Source organism: Pseudomonas sp. NPDC087615 (assembly GCF_044743445.1).
Taxonomy (GTDB): Bacteria; Pseudomonadota; Gammaproteobacteria; order Pseudomonadales; family Pseudomonadaceae; genus Aquipseudomonas; species Aquipseudomonas baetica_A.
This window is the reverse complement of sequence record NZ_JBIUWM010000010.1, coordinates 51,722-69,234: the sequence shown is the minus strand read 5'-3', so window position 1 is coordinate 69,234 and position 17,513 is coordinate 51,722. Positions and strand designations below refer to the sequence as shown.

Annotated in this window: 11 protein-coding genes; 4 read left to right on the top strand and 7 right to left on the bottom strand. The window is 60.7% G+C overall.

Features of this window, described 5'->3' with window-relative positions:
* Positions 1 to 29 precede the first annotated feature (29 nt).
* The 4 genes from ACIOU6_RS07605 to pvdM form a co-directional block, all read right to left on the bottom strand.
* Positions 30 to 1,679, bottom strand: coding sequence for a cyclic peptide export ABC transporter (locus ACIOU6_RS07605; protein WP_221732947.1), 1,650 nt, complete (start codon positions 1,677 to 1,679; stop codon positions 30 to 32).
* A gap of 147 nt (positions 1,680 to 1,826) precedes the next feature.
* On the bottom strand, positions 1,827 to 2,735 hold the full coding sequence (locus ACIOU6_RS07600) for a formylglycine-generating enzyme family protein (protein WP_401135115.1): 909 nt from the start codon (positions 2,733 to 2,735) through the stop codon (positions 1,827 to 1,829).
* A gap of 39 nt (positions 2,736 to 2,774) precedes the next feature.
* Positions 2,775 to 4,055 carry an aminotransferase class V-fold PLP-dependent enzyme gene (locus tag ACIOU6_RS07595; RefSeq protein WP_221732945.1) on the bottom strand — a complete coding sequence of 427 codons (1,281 nt, stop codon included), beginning with the start codon at positions 4,053 to 4,055 and terminating at the stop codon, positions 2,775 to 2,777.
* Positions 4,052 to 5,422, bottom strand: coding sequence for a pyoverdine-tailoring dipeptidase-like protein PvdM (gene pvdM, locus ACIOU6_RS07590; protein ID WP_401135111.1), 1,371 nt, complete (start codon positions 5,420 to 5,422; stop codon positions 4,052 to 4,054). Before pvdM ends, ACIOU6_RS07595 begins: the two co-directional genes overlap by 4 nt.
* A gap of 186 nt (positions 5,423 to 5,608) precedes the next feature.
* Between pvdM and ACIOU6_RS07585 the strand changes: the two genes are divergently transcribed.
* The gene (locus tag ACIOU6_RS07585; protein ID WP_401135109.1) at positions 5,609 to 7,228 is read left to right on the top strand and encodes a PvdJ/PvdD/PvdP-like protein; all 1,620 of its coding nucleotides are present in this window, start codon (positions 5,609 to 5,611) and stop codon (positions 7,226 to 7,228) included.
* A 123-nt stretch (positions 7,229 to 7,351) separates the two neighbouring features.
* Here the strand turns inward: ACIOU6_RS07585 and ACIOU6_RS07580 are convergent, their stop codons facing one another.
* From ACIOU6_RS07580 to ACIOU6_RS07570, 3 genes are read right to left on the bottom strand one after another with little or no spacing between them, the layout of a single operon-like run.
* A complete protein-coding gene (locus tag ACIOU6_RS07580; RefSeq protein ID WP_401135107.1) occupies positions 7,352 to 8,743 on the bottom strand; it encodes an efflux transporter outer membrane subunit in 1,392 nt (463 codons plus the stop codon).
* A 7-nt stretch (positions 8,744 to 8,750) separates the two neighbouring features.
* Positions 8,751 to 10,724 carry a MacB family efflux pump subunit gene (locus ACIOU6_RS07575; RefSeq protein WP_401135104.1) on the bottom strand — a complete coding sequence of 658 codons (1,974 nt, stop codon included), beginning with the start codon at positions 10,722 to 10,724 and terminating at the stop codon, positions 8,751 to 8,753.
* Complete coding sequence (locus ACIOU6_RS07570; RefSeq protein ID WP_401135102.1) at positions 10,725 to 11,894, bottom strand: efflux RND transporter periplasmic adaptor subunit; 1,170 nt, start codon at positions 11,892 to 11,894, stop codon at positions 10,725 to 10,727.
* 323 nt (positions 11,895 to 12,217) lie between these two features.
* Between ACIOU6_RS07570 and ACIOU6_RS07565 the strand changes: the two genes are divergently transcribed.
* The 3 genes from ACIOU6_RS07565 (at position 12,218) to mgtA (ending at position 17,447) form a co-directional block, all read left to right on the top strand.
* Complete coding sequence (locus tag ACIOU6_RS07565) at positions 12,218 to 12,700, top strand: sigma-70 family RNA polymerase sigma factor (protein ID WP_311775979.1); 483 nt, start codon at positions 12,218 to 12,220, stop codon at positions 12,698 to 12,700.
* Positions 12,701 to 12,835: 135 nt separating this feature from the next.
* Complete coding sequence (locus tag ACIOU6_RS07560) at positions 12,836 to 14,173, top strand: lysine N(6)-hydroxylase/L-ornithine N(5)-oxygenase family protein (protein WP_401135100.1); 1,338 nt, start codon at positions 12,836 to 12,838, stop codon at positions 14,171 to 14,173.
* A gap of 574 nt (positions 14,174 to 14,747) precedes the next feature.
* Entirely contained in the window at positions 14,748 to 17,447 is a 2,700-nt protein-coding gene (gene mgtA, locus ACIOU6_RS07555; RefSeq protein ID WP_401135097.1) for a magnesium-translocating P-type ATPase, read from the top strand.
* Positions 17,448 to 17,513 lie beyond the last annotated feature (66 nt).

The following is a 17,513-nucleotide window of genomic DNA, read 5'->3' as shown; positions in this document are numbered from 1 at the left end:
CAACGCTTTTTTTTACAAATTTTTCACAATCAGGCGGGTTGAAGCTCGGTGACCACTTTGCCGGCGTTCATGCGCACCAGTTGGTCGGCGACATCAAAGTAACGATCGTCGTGGGAAATGACGATGATGGTTTTGCCCAGACGCTTGAGGTCAGGCAGCAGCTCGGTATAGAAAATACGGCGGAAGGTCGGGTCCTGGTCGGCGGCCCACTCGTCGAACACCAGTACCGGCCGTTCTTCCAGCCACGCGTTGATCAGGGCCAGACGCTTGCGTTGGCCGGTCGAGAGGTCGGTGGTAGTGAACGAGCCATCGCGCACGCTGACCTTGTGCGCGATTTCCAGACGCTCCAGATATTTGTTGGCATCTTGCGGAATGTGCGTGTCGCCCTGCACCACGTCGTCGAACAGGTAGTAGTCGGCGAAAATCGTGGTGAACAGTTGACGGTAATCGTCACGGGTGGTGGCGTCGATGATCTGCTCGTTGAGGCGGATTTCACCTTGCTGCGGCGCGTACAGGCCCAGCAGCAGTTTGATCAGGGTGGTTTTGCCGCAGCCGTTCTCGCCCACGATGAAGATGATGTCACCCTGTTCGATCTTCAGGTTCACCGGCCCGAGACGGAATGGGATCGCGCCTTGTACGGTCGGAAAGCTGTACGAGACGTCGGTCAGCTCCAGGCTCTGCACCGTTGTCTTTTCATGGCCTTGATCGTTGAGCAGCAGGTGCGGTTCGGGTGAGGAAAACTGCTCGGACAACTCGGCGATACGGCGGAACGCGATCTGCGCGCGACTGACAATCGGCAGCGCGGCAATGATGTGTTCGAGCGGGCCTTTCATATACAGCAGCACCAGTACAAAACCGCTCATGACCGCTTTATCGGCGCTCGGCCAAAGCGATTGCAGGCCCAACGCAAGACCGATCACGACGAAGAACAGCATCGAGCCGAGCGTCTTGGCGATCACGAATATGTTCACCGATCGCACCTGGGTGTCGCAGATCTTGTGCGCCGTGCCTTCAATGCCCGAGACAAACATGCGGTGCCGGCGCGGCCGATGGATGCGCAGCTCCTTGGCGCCCTCAGCGACGGCGTGGTAGCTCTTCTGCAATTCGTCTTCGTAGTCGCGGGCCTTCATGAATCCCTGCATGCCGCGCCCGCGAGCAATGTATTGAACAACCGTGCCGATCAGAATGGCGACCACCGTCAGCAGAAACATCGGCCACGACAGCATCGCCAGATAACCCATGCACCCGAGGGTCACGGTCATCGAAATCGCCAGCGGGGCGAATGCGAACGCGAAGTCGCTGATGGTATCGACGTCGTGGGTCAACACCGGAATCAGGCGATGGCTGCGGTAGCGCTCGATCTGCTCGATCGGCGCCGAGAGGACTTTCTCGCCCAGTTCCTTGCGCAGCTTGGCGATGATGTGTTGGCCGACATAGTTGGTGCCAATGTCGGAAAAAATCGAAGTGGTCAGGGCCATCAGGCACAGGCCGGCGAAGACCGCGACCATGGTGCCGGTCAGATCGCCTTCGCTGTGCAGCACGCTGTTGATGGTTGCCAGTAATGCGGTGACGCTCAGACCACCGACCATGCCGAGCAGGATCGCGCCGGTGACGATCAGCCGAAAGGGTTTGAGCAGGGCGAACAATTCATTGATCACCCCGCGTGTTGGTTTGCTCATGGAGGTTCCCTGCTTGAGAGAGCGGCGAAGGCCGGCATTGACTCGCGGGCTTCGTCTGGATGACGTAGAGGGCGGTGGCGCGCCGTGTCGGTTGGCGCCCACCTGTAAAACGACTGGCAGGACGGCTAATTTAGCCGGGCGATAGCGCTACAGATCGCGGGCGACGCGAAAGCCGATCCAGTCGCCACGCGTGTCGGTGTAGGTCGCGTTGCGATTGCCGGAGCGCGAGAACACTGGCGCCTCACCCCAGTCGTTGCCGCGTATGCGGCGTACTTCGCATTTGCCGCTCGACCAGGCACTGCCATCGCTGGGCGCACCGACGTAGTTTTCGTTGTAGCAATCGGCTGTCCATTCATAGATGTTGCCGTGCATGTCGTAGACGCCGAAGGCGTTGGCCGGGAAGCTGCCGGCCGGCGCAGTGAAGTTGTAGCCATCGGCGGCGCCGTAGGTGTTGGCGTGTTTGGCGATGCTGTATTCCTTGCCCTCATCGAACGGGAAGGGGAAGGGGCCGCTGCTGCCGGCGCGGGCGGCGTATTCACGCAGGGATTCGCTGACCAGTCGATATTGCTTGCCGGTTTTCTTCGACAGCCACGCCACGTACGCCTCGACTTCAGGGAAGTCCATGCACACCGCCGGATGCTTGTCGGTGTACTGTTTTTTCGGGTCGCTGCCCTGATAGTCGGGAATGCCGGCCTTGCAGGCGCGACCGGGGCGGGTGTCACCGTCGGGCATGTTGTAACCGGTGTCGGTGAGGTAGGCGTCCCACTGGCTCTTCAAAATCTGAAAGCGGCTGATCGCCAGCGGGTTGGTAAACGTCACCGGGTGCATCGGGCCTTCGTCAGGTTCGCGGCCGACTTCGTCATCCGGAGTGCCCATGGTGAACGTGCCGGTGGGCAGTACGACCATTTCCGGGCAGTCCTTGCAGTCCTTGAACACCTTGCCCGGCGCAGGTGGCGTGGCGGCGTGGGCGGCGCCAGGCAGCAGGCTGATGGCGAGGGCGGTGAGCATCAGCGCCGGCACGGCCTTCAAGGAAAAACGACGCAGTTCACTGTTCATTGCGGGGTCTCGCTAAAAGGAAAAAGGGATCGCGCGGGATCAAAGGGCTTGGTCGAGCACGGCCAGCAGTCGGTCGATTTGGGCTTCGTCGTTGAGCAGCCCCGGAGCGGTGCGGATGACCGGGCCGACATCGCGGTTGACGGCATCGGCCACCACACGATTGGTCATCAGGTGCGCAGCGATCTTGTCGCTGTCCTTGCCCTTGACCCGGAAGAACGTGAAGCCGGCGGACAGCTCAGGGCTCAATGGCGTGACGAGTTCAATTGACGGGCGTTGTTGCAGGCGTTTTTTCAGGTAGCTGTTAAGCGCGTGAATGCGCGCCTCGACCTCTGCCTTGCCCAATTGCAGGTGCAACTTGAACGCTTCGTCCAGCGCCCAACGGTGTTCGAACGCGTGATAGCCACCGGGGGTCATGGTGGTGGAAAACGTTGTCGCTTCGGAGAACGTTGGAATGATCGGTGTGATGTACCTGACCTCTTCGAAACGGCTGCAAATGAGGCCGGTGCCGCGCGGGCCGAACATCCATTTGTGGGTGCCGGCGATAAAAAAATCGCAGTTCATCTGCTTGAAACTCAGGTCGTCCACGCCAAATCCGTGAACGCCATCCACCACATAAATGATTCGGTTAGCGTCACTGCGCCCACGGTTGTGTTTGTCGACGAGGGCGCCGATCTCGCCGATCGGCAGTTTCAGGCCGCTGCCCGAATGTACCCAGCACATCCCCAGCACGCGGGTTTCGGGGCGAATGGCGCTGTCGATGGCGGCCAGGATTTCAGCTTTGCTGGCGCGGTGCACATCTTTGAACAGAGGAATTTTGCGCACCCGCGTGCCGTCGCGTTCGGTGCGCAAAGCGAGGATGGTGTGAGTCGCGTAATGCTCGTGGACGGTGGTGAGGATTTCCTGATCGGCGCGCACATGTGCGCCGCCGTAAATCGTCGCCAAGCCTTCGGTGGTGCTGCCGGTCAGCGCGATCTGCTTCGCGTTGACTTGCAGGTAACGACCCGCCCAGACCCGCACGTTTTCTTCGCGCTGTTCGATCACACCCAGATCCCAGTCCATCGCCAGGCCTGGGTTCTTGTCGAGGGCGGCGCGGTGCTTTTCGATGGCGTCGCGCACGGGTTTGGGGTGCGAGGTGACCAAAAAATTGGAGAAGTGCAGGTAATCCGGATCCTGATCGAACAGTTGCTGCAACTGCGCCCACTTGTTGCGTGGCAGCGGCGCGGCTGCCGAGGCGCTGGCGACACTCGGCAGGCTCGCCCCCAGTGGCAGCGCCGCCGCGAGAATCCCCGCCTGCTTCAGAAAGTCACGACGATTGCTCATGGCTTGGCGGTTTCCTGCGCCGTGGCCAGTGAAGGTTTCGCGGCTTTTTCGACCTGATCCCAGACTCGCAGGAAATTGCCTCCCCAGAGCTTGGCGATGTCGGCTTCGGAATAACCACGCGAGATCAGTTCGGCGGTGACGTTGCGGATCTCTGCCACGTTCTCGAAACCTTTGACGCCGCCGCCCTCGTTGAAATCGGAGCTGATCCCAACATGGTCGATACCGATCTTGCGCACCGCGTAATCAATGGCGTCCCCCAGATCCTTGAGGCTGGCTTTCGGCTCTTGTTCGAGGATCCCGTAGAGGCGGCCGGCGTACTGGCCGAACTTTTGCTCGGACCAGGCGGCAATGATCGGATCACCGGGCATCAGCGCCATGGCCAGGTTCGGCAGTGGCGGCAGGTCGAACGCCTTGCGCATTTCGTTGAGTTTGTTCTGGGTTTCCAGAGTGAGCGGGCGCAGGTACTGCGAGAACGCGACGATCTGGACGACGCCGCCGCTGTTCTTGATCAACTGCATTTCCTTGTCGCTGAGGTTGCGCGGAATGTCGACCATCGCTCGCGGCGCCGAATGCGAAGCCACCAGTGGCGTGCGGCTCAGTTGCGCGACTTGCTCAAGAGCCTTGGTCGACATCTGCGATACGTCGATGATCACGCCCAGATCGTTCAGGCGCTTGACCGCTTGCCTGCCCAGATCCGAGAGACCATCGAGAGCGTCCGGCGAGTCATTGAGGAACGGCAGCGGACGCGACGAATCGGCCCAGTCGTTGTTGCCGATGTAGCTGAAGCCGAACATGCGCATGCCGCGTGCCGTCCACATGTCCAGCAGGCTCAGGTCGTGGCCCAGTGGATAAGCGTTGAGCATGCTGATGAAAATCACGAACTTGCCTTCGCCGTGCAGGCGCCGGAAATCGTCCGGGGTGTAGGCGATGGCGACCTGATTGGGATAGTCACGGACCATGCCGGAAATGATCTTGAAGCGGATCTCCTGCTGGTTGCGCGCCTCTTCGACGAAGCCGGGCGTCGGTTTGTGAGGAGCATTCGGGCCGTTCCACATTTCCGGCCAGCCGAAGATGGTCAGCGCAGCGCCCGACAGACGTCCACGGTTGGCCTTGGCCAGATCGAACTGGCCGTCACCGTCCTTGTCGGCTTCGTGGCCGTCGGTGCCGAAATTTTGCGTCAGGCTGACATGGCTGTCGAAGGAGAGCATGCGTTCGTGCAGCTCATCGGCCTGTTTCATGACTTTGACCGGGTAGCCGAGGTCGTCCTTGAACCCGAGTTGCCAAACGGCAAAGCCTGCGCCGGCGCTGATTGCCAGGGCCAGTGGCAGGCCGATGAATAGAGCCTTTTTCGAACGTGGTTTTGTCATTGCCATCTCAGTCAGGTTCGCCATCGAGGTGCAGGCGCGGGGGCCTTTGCTATCTGGGAAGAACGAGCAGTCGGCAGGGAAATTTAGGCGCGTGAACCTCTGGCAAAAGCGGCGCCTTAAATTTGCCGCAGCAACAAACGTTCTAGCTTGGATAAAGCCTGCTTCATGGCTGACACAGGTAGGGCAATGAAGATTTCTCGACGATGGTTCATGGCGGGCCTGGCGCTGACGGGCGCTGCCGTGCCGGCGGCTTATTTTGGGCATCGTGAATGGACGAAGCCGGACCCGACGATCACGCCTGGCGAAGCGTCATTCGACGTCGCCGACAGGGCCGGTCAACGCTTGGCGAATGCGTTGCGCGGGGTTTGGGACATCCGTTTCGAAGGTCGTGACGCAGGTCTTGAAGGCTTGCCGCTGAAGGGGCTGCAAGTGTTTCTGGACATTGGCCAGAAGGGCCGAGGCGTGTGCGGCTTTCTCGATACGCCCGAACGCTTGCGCTCTGGTGATGGGCCTCGTTACCGAATTCTTGGCGATCTCGCCGGGGCCGATGCCGCGAAGTTGAGTTGGCGGCTGATCGGCGCTGATGGCCAGATCAGCTATGAGCTGGCAATGATCCTCGATGAAGTCTGGGCCGACTTCGGCAATGCCGGCAGTGGCACCCTCAGCGGCAAAGCGCTACGACTTGATCGGGCGTTGAGCCTGCCAGCGCAGGACAACCGCTTCGTGGCGGTCAAATGCCTGTTTCCCGAATCGCGCGAGCGCACACCGTTGAACGCGACGTTGCTGGCCTGGCTGATCTCTCCTGAACATCGCCTGTTCCACCAGTTGTGGCATGCAACCCGGGACAAGTGGCACAAGCTTCCCGAAGACAAGCGCGAGGCCTTGCGCGGCATTGGCTGGCAACCCGGCCCGCGTGACAAGGAGCGTGATGCCCGAGGCCCGCGCAAGGATCGCAACGGTTCGGGCGTGGACTTTTTCTTCATGCACCGGCACATGCTCGGGACGGCGCGATCGATGCAGGATCTGCCCTCCTGGGAATACTTCCCGCTGCCGCAGCCGGAGTTGATCCGCGACCGCATCGGTTTTGCCCGTTACTTCGATAATCATGACGGCACGGCTTTGCCACCGACGTGGACGGCCACAGGCGATGACGAGTTCAGTCAATGGGTTAGCGACATCAAGACCGCCGAAACTTACGAAAGCAATTTCCAGGTCTGGGAGTCGCAGTACCGTGATCCGGCGTATCTGGCAAAACTCACGCTGGGGCAGTTTGGCTCGGAAGTCGAGTTGGGCCTGCATGACTGGCTGCACATGCGTTGGGCTTCGGTGCCGCGCGATCCCTCCAATGGTCAGCCGGTGCCGTTTGCCCGCGATCCGGCGGACTTCGCCGCACGCTGGTACAGCGCCGAAAACGACTTTCTTGGCGATCCGTTCTCGTCCCACGTCAATCCGGCGTTTTGGCATTTTCATGGCTGGATCGATGACCGGATCGAAGACTGGTTCCGCGCCCACGAGCGTTTCCATCCGGGTGAAGTTACGCGCCTGCAAGTCAACGGCGTGCACTGGTTCGCACCGGGGCGCTGGGTCGAGGTCGATGATCCGTGGCTGGGGCCGATCACCCATGGTTGCAGCACCACGCCGGGATTGCAGAGGGGTAAAACCGTCGAGATGGACCCGGAAACCATGAAACTGGCGCTGCGCATCACCTTCATCACCGACGAGGACAAGCTCGCCGGCCTGTTCCGTCGCGTGCCGCAACGACCGTGGTATGCGCGCAATCTGAAGCCTAAAACCAGCCCGGCTTGAGGGCTGCGTCATGGTTAATTCGCGAGCAGGCTCGCTCCCACATTTGATCGTGTTCCTTCAGCAGGAATGCAATTCCATGTGGGAGCGAGCCTGCTCGCGAAAGCGGTCTGGCAGGCCGCGAAATTACAGCGCCTGCCACCCACCTCCAAGTGCCTTGTACAACGCAATGCTCGCCTGCACCCGCGACAGCCGCAGTTGTACGTTCTGATCCTGCGCCGCATACAACGTGCGCTGGGTTTCCAGCACCGTCAGCAAGTCTTCGGCGCCGGCCTGATAGCGGCTTTGGGCGATGTTGAAGGCGGTCTGCGCTTGGCTCAATTCTTCGTTCTGCCACAACCGCTGCTCATCAAGGCGCCGAATGCTGTTGAGGGCTTTCTCCACATCAGCGAAGCCATTGATGATCGCGCCACGATAGTTCTCCAGCAGTTCTTGCTGGCGTGCCGTGGCCTTGTCGCGTTCAGCGCCGAGACGGCCGTTATTGAAAACGGGCGCGACCAATCCGGCGGTGAGGTTATAGAACGGGCTGCGGAACAGGTCGTCGAACTGGTTGGCGCCTGAGCCGAGCTGAGCCGTCAGGGTCAGCGCCGGCAGCATGGCTGCACGGGCGACTTTGACGTCGGCCTCGGCGCCAGCCAGTTGCGCTTCGGCGCGAGCGATGTCCGGACGACGGCTGAGCAGCTCGCTGGGTACACCGGCAGCGATATCTGGCCATTGCAGGTGATCGAAGGGCTCTTTTGGCGACAGTTGTTGCACCGGTTGGCCGAGCAGCGCAGCCAGGCTGATCAGCGCGTCTTGCGCTTGCTGCTGCACACGCGGCAATTGCCATTGCTGAGCGGCCACCAGACTTTTTTGCTGGGCCAGTTCCAATGCCGTCGCCGAGCCTGACTCATAACGCGTCTGCACCAGCTTCAGCACGCTTTGGGCGTTGGCCAGATTCAGCTCGGCGATGCGGCTTTGCTCGCGCAGCGACAGGGTTTGTGCATAGGTATTGGCAACGCCGCTGAGCAGTGTCAGCTCCACGGTCGCACGATCGAATTCACTGGCCTGCAGGGTGAATTGCGCACTGTCGCGGGACGCGCGTTTGCCGCCCCAGAAGTCGATTTCGTAAGTGGCACTCAGATTGGTATCGAAGTAATCCACGGCCTTGTTGCTGCTGTTGGCGTCCAGTTGGCTATAGCCGTTACCGCGCAGCAGTTTTTGCCGATTGGCGTTGAGCCCCGCTTTGACTTCTGGCAGCAATGAGCCGCCGGCGATCACCGTGTCGGCCTGCGCCTGACGCACCCGGGCAACGGCCGCCGCGAGGTCGAAGCTGCCGACTCGTGCCTGTTCGATCAGGCTGTCGAGTTCAGGGCTGCCGAACTGCGTCCACCACTGTGCATTGTTGCGGGCGGCGCGGGCGGCTTGTGGCGATTGCCACGTCGCCGGTGGCAGCAGGCCGCTGTCCGGGCGCTGGACGGGATTGGCGCAGGCGCTGAGGATCAGGCACACGGTCAACAAACTGAGGCGCGGTTTCATAGATCGATCATTCACTGGTAAGGGCCGTGACCGGGTCGAGCCGGGCAGCTTTGCGGGCCGGCATGAAGCCGAAGACAACACCGGTGATCAGGGCGCAACCGAAGGCGCCAAGCACCGCGATCAAGGAAAACGCCACGGCGACTTCGCTGAGCACCAGCACGCCGCCGACGATCAGCGCCAAGGCGATGCCGGCGATGCCGCCGACCACCGAGAGCATCACCGCCTCGGTGAGGAACTGGCGCAGGATGTCGCGCTGCCTGGCGCCGGTGGCCATGCGGATACCGATCTCGCGAGTGCGTTCGCGCACAGTCATGAGCATGATGTTCATCACGCCGATACCGCCCACCAGCAGCGAGATCGCGGCAATCGAACCGAGCATTAGTGACAGTGTGTTCTGCGTGCGCGCCTCGGCCTGGATCATCGCGGCGTTGTTGGTCAGTTCGAAATCTTTCTTGCCGTTGTGCAGGCGCAGCATCAGTTGTTCGATGGCCTGTTCGGCTTCCTTGACCCGGCGGGCGTCGGTGGCAGCGATGGCCACGTATTCGGGATCGCGGGTGCCGAACAGGCGCACGCTGGCCGCCGAATAGGGCACGGCGATGCGGTCGTCGCTGTCGGAGTCGCCGGAGCTGGCACCTTTTTCCGCCAGCACGCCGACCACCTGGAAGGGCACGTTCTCGATCAGGATGTATTGGCCGATGGGGTTGCTCACACCCTTGAGCAATTTACTGCGGACCTTGTGGCCGATCACTGCAACGGCCGCTGCGCTCGCTTCGTCGGCGTCGGTGAAATAACTGCCTTGCACCACGGGCCAGTTGAAGATTGCCGGGAAGTTTGTGTCGTTACCGCCGACATAACTCATATGGTCGACGTTGCCGTAACGTACGCCGGCCTCGGCGCCATTGACGGGCATGATTCGCTGCACTTGCGGCAGGCTCGCCAGTGCATGGACGTCGTCGAGGGTGACGACTCCCGGCGGCGTGCGCGGATTGGGCGCGGAACCGCTCAGATAAATGATGTTAGAGCCGAATGCGCCCATTTGCGCCATGACCTGGCGCTTGCTGCCTTCGCCTACCGCCAGCATTACCACCACTGACGCCACGCCAATGATGATCCCGAGCAGGGTCAGGGCGGTGCGGAAGCGGTTGATCCACATCACCCGCCATGCCGCGTGCAAGGCGTCCACCAGTTCACCTTTCCAGGCGCCGGCGGCCTCGGCGCCCTCGGCCAGACGCTTGCGCAAATCCACCGCCTGCAAGGCGCCGGGGTTGGCCGTAGTCTGTGCCTCGGGATTGTCTCGGGCGCTGTCGCTGATGATCAGACCGTCGCGGATTTCGATGATGCGTTTGGCCCGCGCCGCCACTTCGCGATCGTGGGTGATGAGGATCACCACATGACCCAGGCTCGCCAATTCGTCGAGCAGCGCCATGACCTCTTTGCCGCTGTGGCTGTCGAGGGCGCCGGTGGGTTCGTCGGCGAGAATGATGTGGCCGCCGTTCATCAAGGCGCGGGCGATCGAGACCCGCTGCTGCTGGCCGCCGGAGAGTTGATGGGGGCGGTTGCCCATGCGTGAAGCGAGGCCGAGACGATCAAGCAGGGCGGCGGCGCGGGCATGGCGTTCGGCGGCGGGGGTGCCGGCGTAGATGGCCGGCATCTCGACGTTTTCCTGAGCCGAGCCGGACGGAATCAGATGGTAGCCCTGAAACACGAATCCGAAGGCCTCGCGGCGCAGCCAGGCCAACTCATCGCTGTCCAGGTCGGCAACATGTTCTGCGGCGAAGCGATACTCGCCTGACGTTGGCCTGTCCAGACAGCCGAGGATGTTCATCAGCGTCGATTTGCCGGAGCCGGAAGCGCCGATGATCGCCACGAACTCGCCGGCCTGGATCGACAGGTTGATGCCGCGCAACACATGGACTTCAGGCGCGTCGCCGCCGCCGTAGGATTTGCGGATGTCCTTCAGGTCAATCAGAGGCGTTTGCATTCAGTCTCCGCTGCCGACAGCGGGGCCGATCAGCAAGTGATCACCTTCGCTCAAACCATCGAGAATCTGCACCTTGAGCCGGTCGCTGATGCCAGTGCGCACCTCGCGGGATTGAATGTTGCCGTTGGCGGCGACTATCTGAGCGGTCTGCAGGTTGGCCGTGTCGCTGCCTTGCAATGCCGCGACCGGTGCAGTGAGGACATCTTTGGCCTGATTGGCGACGAAGAATACTTGGGTGGTCATCTCGGCCATCAAGGCGTTGTCGGTGTTGTCGACGTCGAGCAGCACGGTGTACAGCACGACGCGGGCGCTGCCGCTTTTGCTGCTGGCCGGGCTGCCGCCGCCCTGGCTGGTCTGATCCAACGGTTTGGGTGGCACCGGCAGAATCTGCCGCACAGTGCTGCTCCAGCGCCGGTGGCCGCCGCTGAGGGTGGTGAAGTACGCGCTCATGCCCGGTTTGACATGACCGATGTCGGCTTCGGACACCTCGGCCCACACCGTCATTGGCGAGAGCTTGGCGATGCGCAGGATCAACGGTGTCTGTTGCTGGGCATTGAGGGTCTGGCCTTCGCGCGCATCGAGAGCGACCACGGTACCGGCCATTGGCGCATAAATGCGGGTGTAGCCAAGTTCGGCCTGATCGCTGCGCAGGCTGGCTTCGGCCTGACGGATCTGCGCCTGGAACATGTCGATGCGGGCCTGAGTGGCTTTCAGCTCGGCGCGGGCGGTCTGTACGTCTTCTTCACGGGTCGCGCCGCCGGCGGCGAGATGCTGCTGGCGCTGGTACTTCTGCTGCGCCAGTTCATGTTGGGCGCGTTGTTCCTGCAATTGCGCCTTTAGATTCTCGACGGAGAAGCGCCCGGCATCGAGCTTGGCCCGCTGCGTCGACGGGTCGATTTCCACCAGCAACTGGCCTTCCTTGACTACGTCGCCGACTTCCACGTGGATCTTCTGAATCTGTCCTGAAGCTTGTGCGCCCACATCGACATAGCGACGTGGCTGCAGGGTGCCGAGCGCAGTGACGCTGCTTTCGATGTCGCCGCGTGTGACTTGCACGGTGGCAAATTTATCCCGGCCCGGCGGCATGATCTGCCACGCGGCGTAAGCGACAACGGGGATCAGACAAAGGACTGCGAGCAGGGCGCGTCGGGCGGGGCGGGGACGTTTCATGCAGGGTTCCGGCCAGTGGAAATCGGCCCGTCGTTCGGCTGGCACACGGATTCGGGCAGCGCTGAACGCTGTCGCAGGGCGCGACAGACACGGGGAGCTGTCCTGTAAACGAGGAAAGTGCAGGGAAATTTAAGCGCTGACACACCCAGTAACAGCTATAGAACAGGACTATTTATCGGGCAAAGACAAACGCTACTTTAAATCTATATGAGAATTACTATAAATTACGCACCTTACGTTGCCACTATCTTGCTACCGCTCATCGCGGGGTGATCGATCAGTGTGCTCAAGGACAGAAACCGCACCTTTTGCGGCCGGGAGTCATGTTGGAAAACTACTATCGCGAGCTGGTGTGTTTCCTGAACGCCAAGCTGGGCAACCGTCAGGTTGCCGAGGATGTGGTGCATGACGCTTATCTGCGGGTGCTGGAGCGTTCCAGCGACACACCCATCGAGCAACCCCGGGCCTTCCTTTATCGTACGGCGTTGAATCTGGTCATCGATGATCATCGACGCAACGCGCTGCGCCAGGTCGAGCCGCTGGAAGTGCTCGACAACGAAGAGCGCTATTTCACGCCTTCCCCCCATGGCACCCTCGATCACGGCCAGCGTCTGGACATGCTCCAGCGTGCGCTGGCTGAACTGTCGCCCGCCTGCCGCGACAGTTTTCTATTACGCAAAATCGAAGGCCTGTCGCACCCGGAAATCGCTGCACAGCTCGGTATTTCCAAGGCTCTGGTGGAAAAGCATATCGTCAATGCCATGAAACATTGCCGCCTGCGGATCAAGCAATGGGATGCCCATTGAGCCATCGCCGGTAAATTTTATTTCACTGTCCTCGTTCCTACTCAACAGACGACCTGCTGTCCTGCTCAAGGCCGGTCAGGTCACTTAGGCTTTCCTTTCCCCGCTGTTGAGGGGTTCATCCAGAGGACACTGGAAATGACACAGGCAATTGCACCGCCCATCGTTCACGACCTGATCGGCGTCGGTTTCGGCCCTTCGAACCTGGCGCTGGCCATCGCCCTGCAAGAGCGCGGCCCGACCCAGGGCGAGCTGGATGTGCTGTTCCTCGACAAGCAGGCCGACTACAGCTGGCACGGCAATACCCTGTCGACCCAGAGTGAGTTGCAGATTTCCTTCCTCAAGGATCTGGTGACCCTGCGCAACCCGACCAGCCCGTACTCGTTCGTCAATTACCTGAAGTATCACGGCCGCCTTGTGGACTTCATCAACCTCGGCACCTTCTACCCGTGCCGCATGGAGTACAACGACTACCTGCGCTGGGTCGCCGGGCAGTTCACCGAGCAGAGCCGTTATGGCGAAGAAGTGCTAACCATTGAGCCGGTGCTGCACAACCATCAGGTCGAAGCGCTGCGCGTGATTTCCCGCGACAGCCAGGGGCAGCAACATGTGCGGACTACCCGTTCGGTGGTGGTCAGTGCCGGCGGTACGCCACGTATTCCGCAAGCGTTCAAGGCGCTGAAGGGCGACACCCGCGTGTTCCACCATTCGCAATACTTGTCACAGATGGCCAGGCAGCCGTGCGTGAACAATCAGCCGATGAGCATTGCGATCATCGGCGGCGGGCAGAGCGCGGCGGAAGCCTTCATCGACCTGAACGATTCGTTCCCATCGGTGCAGGTCGACATGATCCTGCGCGGCTCGGCCCTCAAGCCAGCCGACGACAGCCCGTTCGTCAACGAAGTGTTCGCACCGGAGTTCACCGACCTGGTGTTCCAGCAAAACAGCGCCGAGCGTGAGCGTCTGGTCAACGAGTACCACAACACCAACTACTCGGTGGTCGACATCGATTTGATCGAGCGCATCTACGGCATCTTCTATCGTCAGAAGGTCTCCGGGATTGCCCGCCATGCCTTCCGCACCCTGACCACCGTCGAGAACGCCACCGCCACCGAAAACGGTATCGAGCTGACCGTGCGCAACAACGCCACCGGCGAGGTGACGGTGCGCCTTTATGACGCTGTGGTGCTGGCCACCGGTTACGAGCGGCAGATGCACCGCAAACTGCTGGCGCCGATGGAAGAATACCTGGGCGAATTCGAGGTCGATCGCAACTACAAAGTGATCACCGATGAGCGCTGCAAGGCAGGCATCTACATGCAGGGTTTCTGCCAGGCCAGCCATGGTTTGAGCGACACACTGCTGTCGGTGTTGCCGATCCGTGCCGATGAGATTGCCGGCTCGTTGTATGAGCATGGCAAGCATCGTGGACACAGCCGTTCGATGGCGGATCTGTTGTTGGCGACTGCCAGCTAAAATCTGCGGCGCCTGATACATCGCCTTCGCGAGCAAGCCCGCTCCCACACTGTTTTTCTGTGTACGCAGGAGAAAATGTGGGAGCGGGCTTGCTCGCGAAGGGGCCATTTGAAGCAACACTAATTCTGAATCCTGAACCCTTCCTGAAGAGCCCTGTAATTCCCCGACACACCTCCTTTTGCCGGTTTACTCTCCAGATATCGGGGCGTAAGCTTCGCGCGTTTTCATCAATAGCGGAGACCCACAGTGGGTACTTGTTCGAGTGACAGTTGTCGGCCGGTCTTGGTAACCGGCAGATTCTCGGCAAGATAACGCGCCTCTTTTGTGCCGTTGTCTCGCCGTAAATGCGAGCAGCGGCATCCCGTGCATGGCCCGTCCTGGGTCATGTCTGGACGTTCCTTCTCATCGACGCTGAACAGAGCGTGATCTCGACTCATCGTCGAGATCGCAGCCCTATCGACACGCCTGTCTTTTCTGACTGGCGCGCCAAGCCTTGCCGTGCCGGTTTTTCCGGCGGCACAGGCGCGGCCGTACCTGCTTGACGGTTTCCCGGCTGACCATAGGGGCAACAGCCATGAAACTTACGCTCAAGGAATTTTTCGCAGGCTTTCTGCGGACCCGCCACTTCGCCCGGCACTTCCGTCGCCTGGCGTTGCTGGATTCCATCAACGACACCACGGTCAGCCGTGAAGTCCCCCCCACTCTGGCCAATACGCTAGTCGATGCTGCCCATTGCGACAGTGGGGCATTGCTGTCTTCACTGGGCACGCATTGCGACGGCCTCACCGACTTCGAAGTCGATGCGCTGCGTGCGCAATACGGCCTCAACGAAGTCGAACACGAGCAGCCTCTGCCATGGTGGACCCACCTGTGGCACTGCTACAAAAACCCGTTCAACCTGCTGCTGACACTGTTGGCGGTGATCTCGTGGCTGACCGAAGACCTCACAGCCGCCGTGGTGATTTTCTCCATGGTGGTGCTGTCGACGCTGCTGCGCTTCTGGCAGGAAAGCAAATCCAACCAGGCGGCTGATGCGCTCAAGGCGATGGTCAGCAACACCGCCACCGTCATGCGCCGTGATGAGCCACGCATCGAAGTGCCGATCAAACAACTGGTGCCCGGCGATCTGATCGTGTTGTCGGCCGGTGACATGATTCCTGCCGATTGCCGCGTGCTCAACGCCAAAGACCTGTTTGTCAGTCAGGCGGCGATGACCGGCGAATCGATGCCAGTGGAGAAGTTTGCGCGTCAGGCTGATCGCGACACGCGCAACCCGCTGGAGCTGGACAACATTTTGTTCATGGGCACCAACGTGGTCTCGGGCACGGCGGTTGCGGTGATTCTCACCACGGGTAACAGCACGTATTTCGGTGCGCTGGCGCAACGCGTGGGCGCGACGGATCGGGCCGTCACCTCCTTCCAGCAAGGCGTCAACAAAGTCAGTTGGTTGTTGATCCGCTTCATGTTCGTGATGGCGCCGCTGGTGTTGTTCATCAACGGTTTCACCAAGGGCGACTGGACCGAAGCGCTGCTGTTTGCGCTATCGATTGCCGTGGGCCTGACTCCGGAAATGCTGCCAATGATCGTCACCTCGACGTTGGCCAAAGGCGCGGTATTCCTGTCGCGCAAAAAAGTCATCGTCAAACGCCTCGATGCGATCCAGAACTTCGGCGCCATGGACGTGCTGTGCACCGACAAGACCGGCACCCTGACCCAAGACAAGATCTTTCTGGCGCGCCACGTAGACGTCTGGGGTGAAGACTCGGACGACGTGTTGGAAATGGCTTATCTCAACAGCTATTACCAGACCGGCCTGAAAAACCTGTTGGATGTGGCGGTGCTGGAACACGTGGAAGTCCACCGTGAACTCAAGGTCGGCACGGCGTTTCGCAAGGTCGATGAGATCCCTTTCGACTTCGACCGTCGGCGCATGTCTGTGGTGGTCGAAGGGCGTGGTCAGGCGCATCAATTGATCTGCAAAGGCGCGGTGGAAGAAGTGCTGGCGGTGTGCACTCGTGTGCGCCACGCCGACGTCGATGAAGCCTTGAGCGATGAATTGCTGACCCGGATTCGTCAGGTCACCGCAGCATTCAACGCTGAAGGCTTGCGCGTGGTAGCGGTGGCAGCCCGCTCGATGCCTGAAGGTCGCAACACCTATAGCCTGGCTGATGAAGCGCAGCTGACGCTGATCGGCTACGTGGCGTTCCTCGATCCACCGAAAGAAAGCACCGCGCCAGCGCTCAAGGCCTTGGCTGAACATGGCATCGCCGTGAAGGTGCTGACGGGCGACAACGAACTGGTGACCGCAAAAATCTGCCGCGAAGTCGGCCTGGCGCAACAGGGCCTGTTACTGGGCAACGACGTCGAGCGCATGAGCGATGCCGAACTGGCGGTGGCCGTCGAGACCACCAACGTCTTCGCCAAACTGACGCCGTCGCACAAGGAACGCATCGTGCGCATCCTCAAGGGCAATGGCCATGTGGTTGGTTTCATGGGCGACGGCATCAACGATGCGCCAGCACTGCGCACCGCTGACATCGGTATCTCGGTGGACAGCGCGGTGGACATCGCCAAAGAGGCAGCGGACATCATCCTTCTGGAGAAAAGCCTGATGGTGCTGGAGGAGGGCGTGCTCGAAGGGCGCCGAACCTTCGCCAACATGCTCAAGTACATCAAGATGACCGCCAGTTCGAACTTCGGCAACGTCTTCTCGGTGTTGGTCGCCAGTGCGTTCATTCCGTTTCTGCCGATGCTGCCAATGCATCTGCTGGTGCAGAACCTGCTCTACGACATTTCGCAGATCGCTATCCCGTTCGACAACGTCGATGACGAAATGCTGAAAAAACCACAACGCTGGCAGCCGGGCGACGTCGGGCGTTTCATGCTGTTCTTCGGCCCGATCAGTTCGATCTTTGACATCACCACGTTCGCCTTGATGTGGTACGTGTTCGATGCCAACACCCCCGATCACCAGACGCTGTTCCAGTCCGGCTGGTTCGTGGTCGGGCTGCTGACCCAGACGCTGATCGTGCACATGATCCGCACGCCGAAGATTCCGTTCCTGCAAAGCCGTGCAGCCATGCCGCTGCTGGTGATGACCGGGATCATCATGGCAGTCGGCGTCTTCCTGCCGATGGGGCCGTTGGCGCATTACTTCAAACTGCAGGCGCTGCCATCGCTGTACTTCGTGTTCCTGCCGGTGATTTTGCTGGCGTACATGGCCCTGACCCAGGCGGTCAAAGGCTTCTACATCCGCCGGTTCGGCTGGCAGTAACACCACCGTACCTGTGGGAGCGGGCTTGCTCGCGAAAGCGGAGTGTCAGTTGAACGTATTTGACTG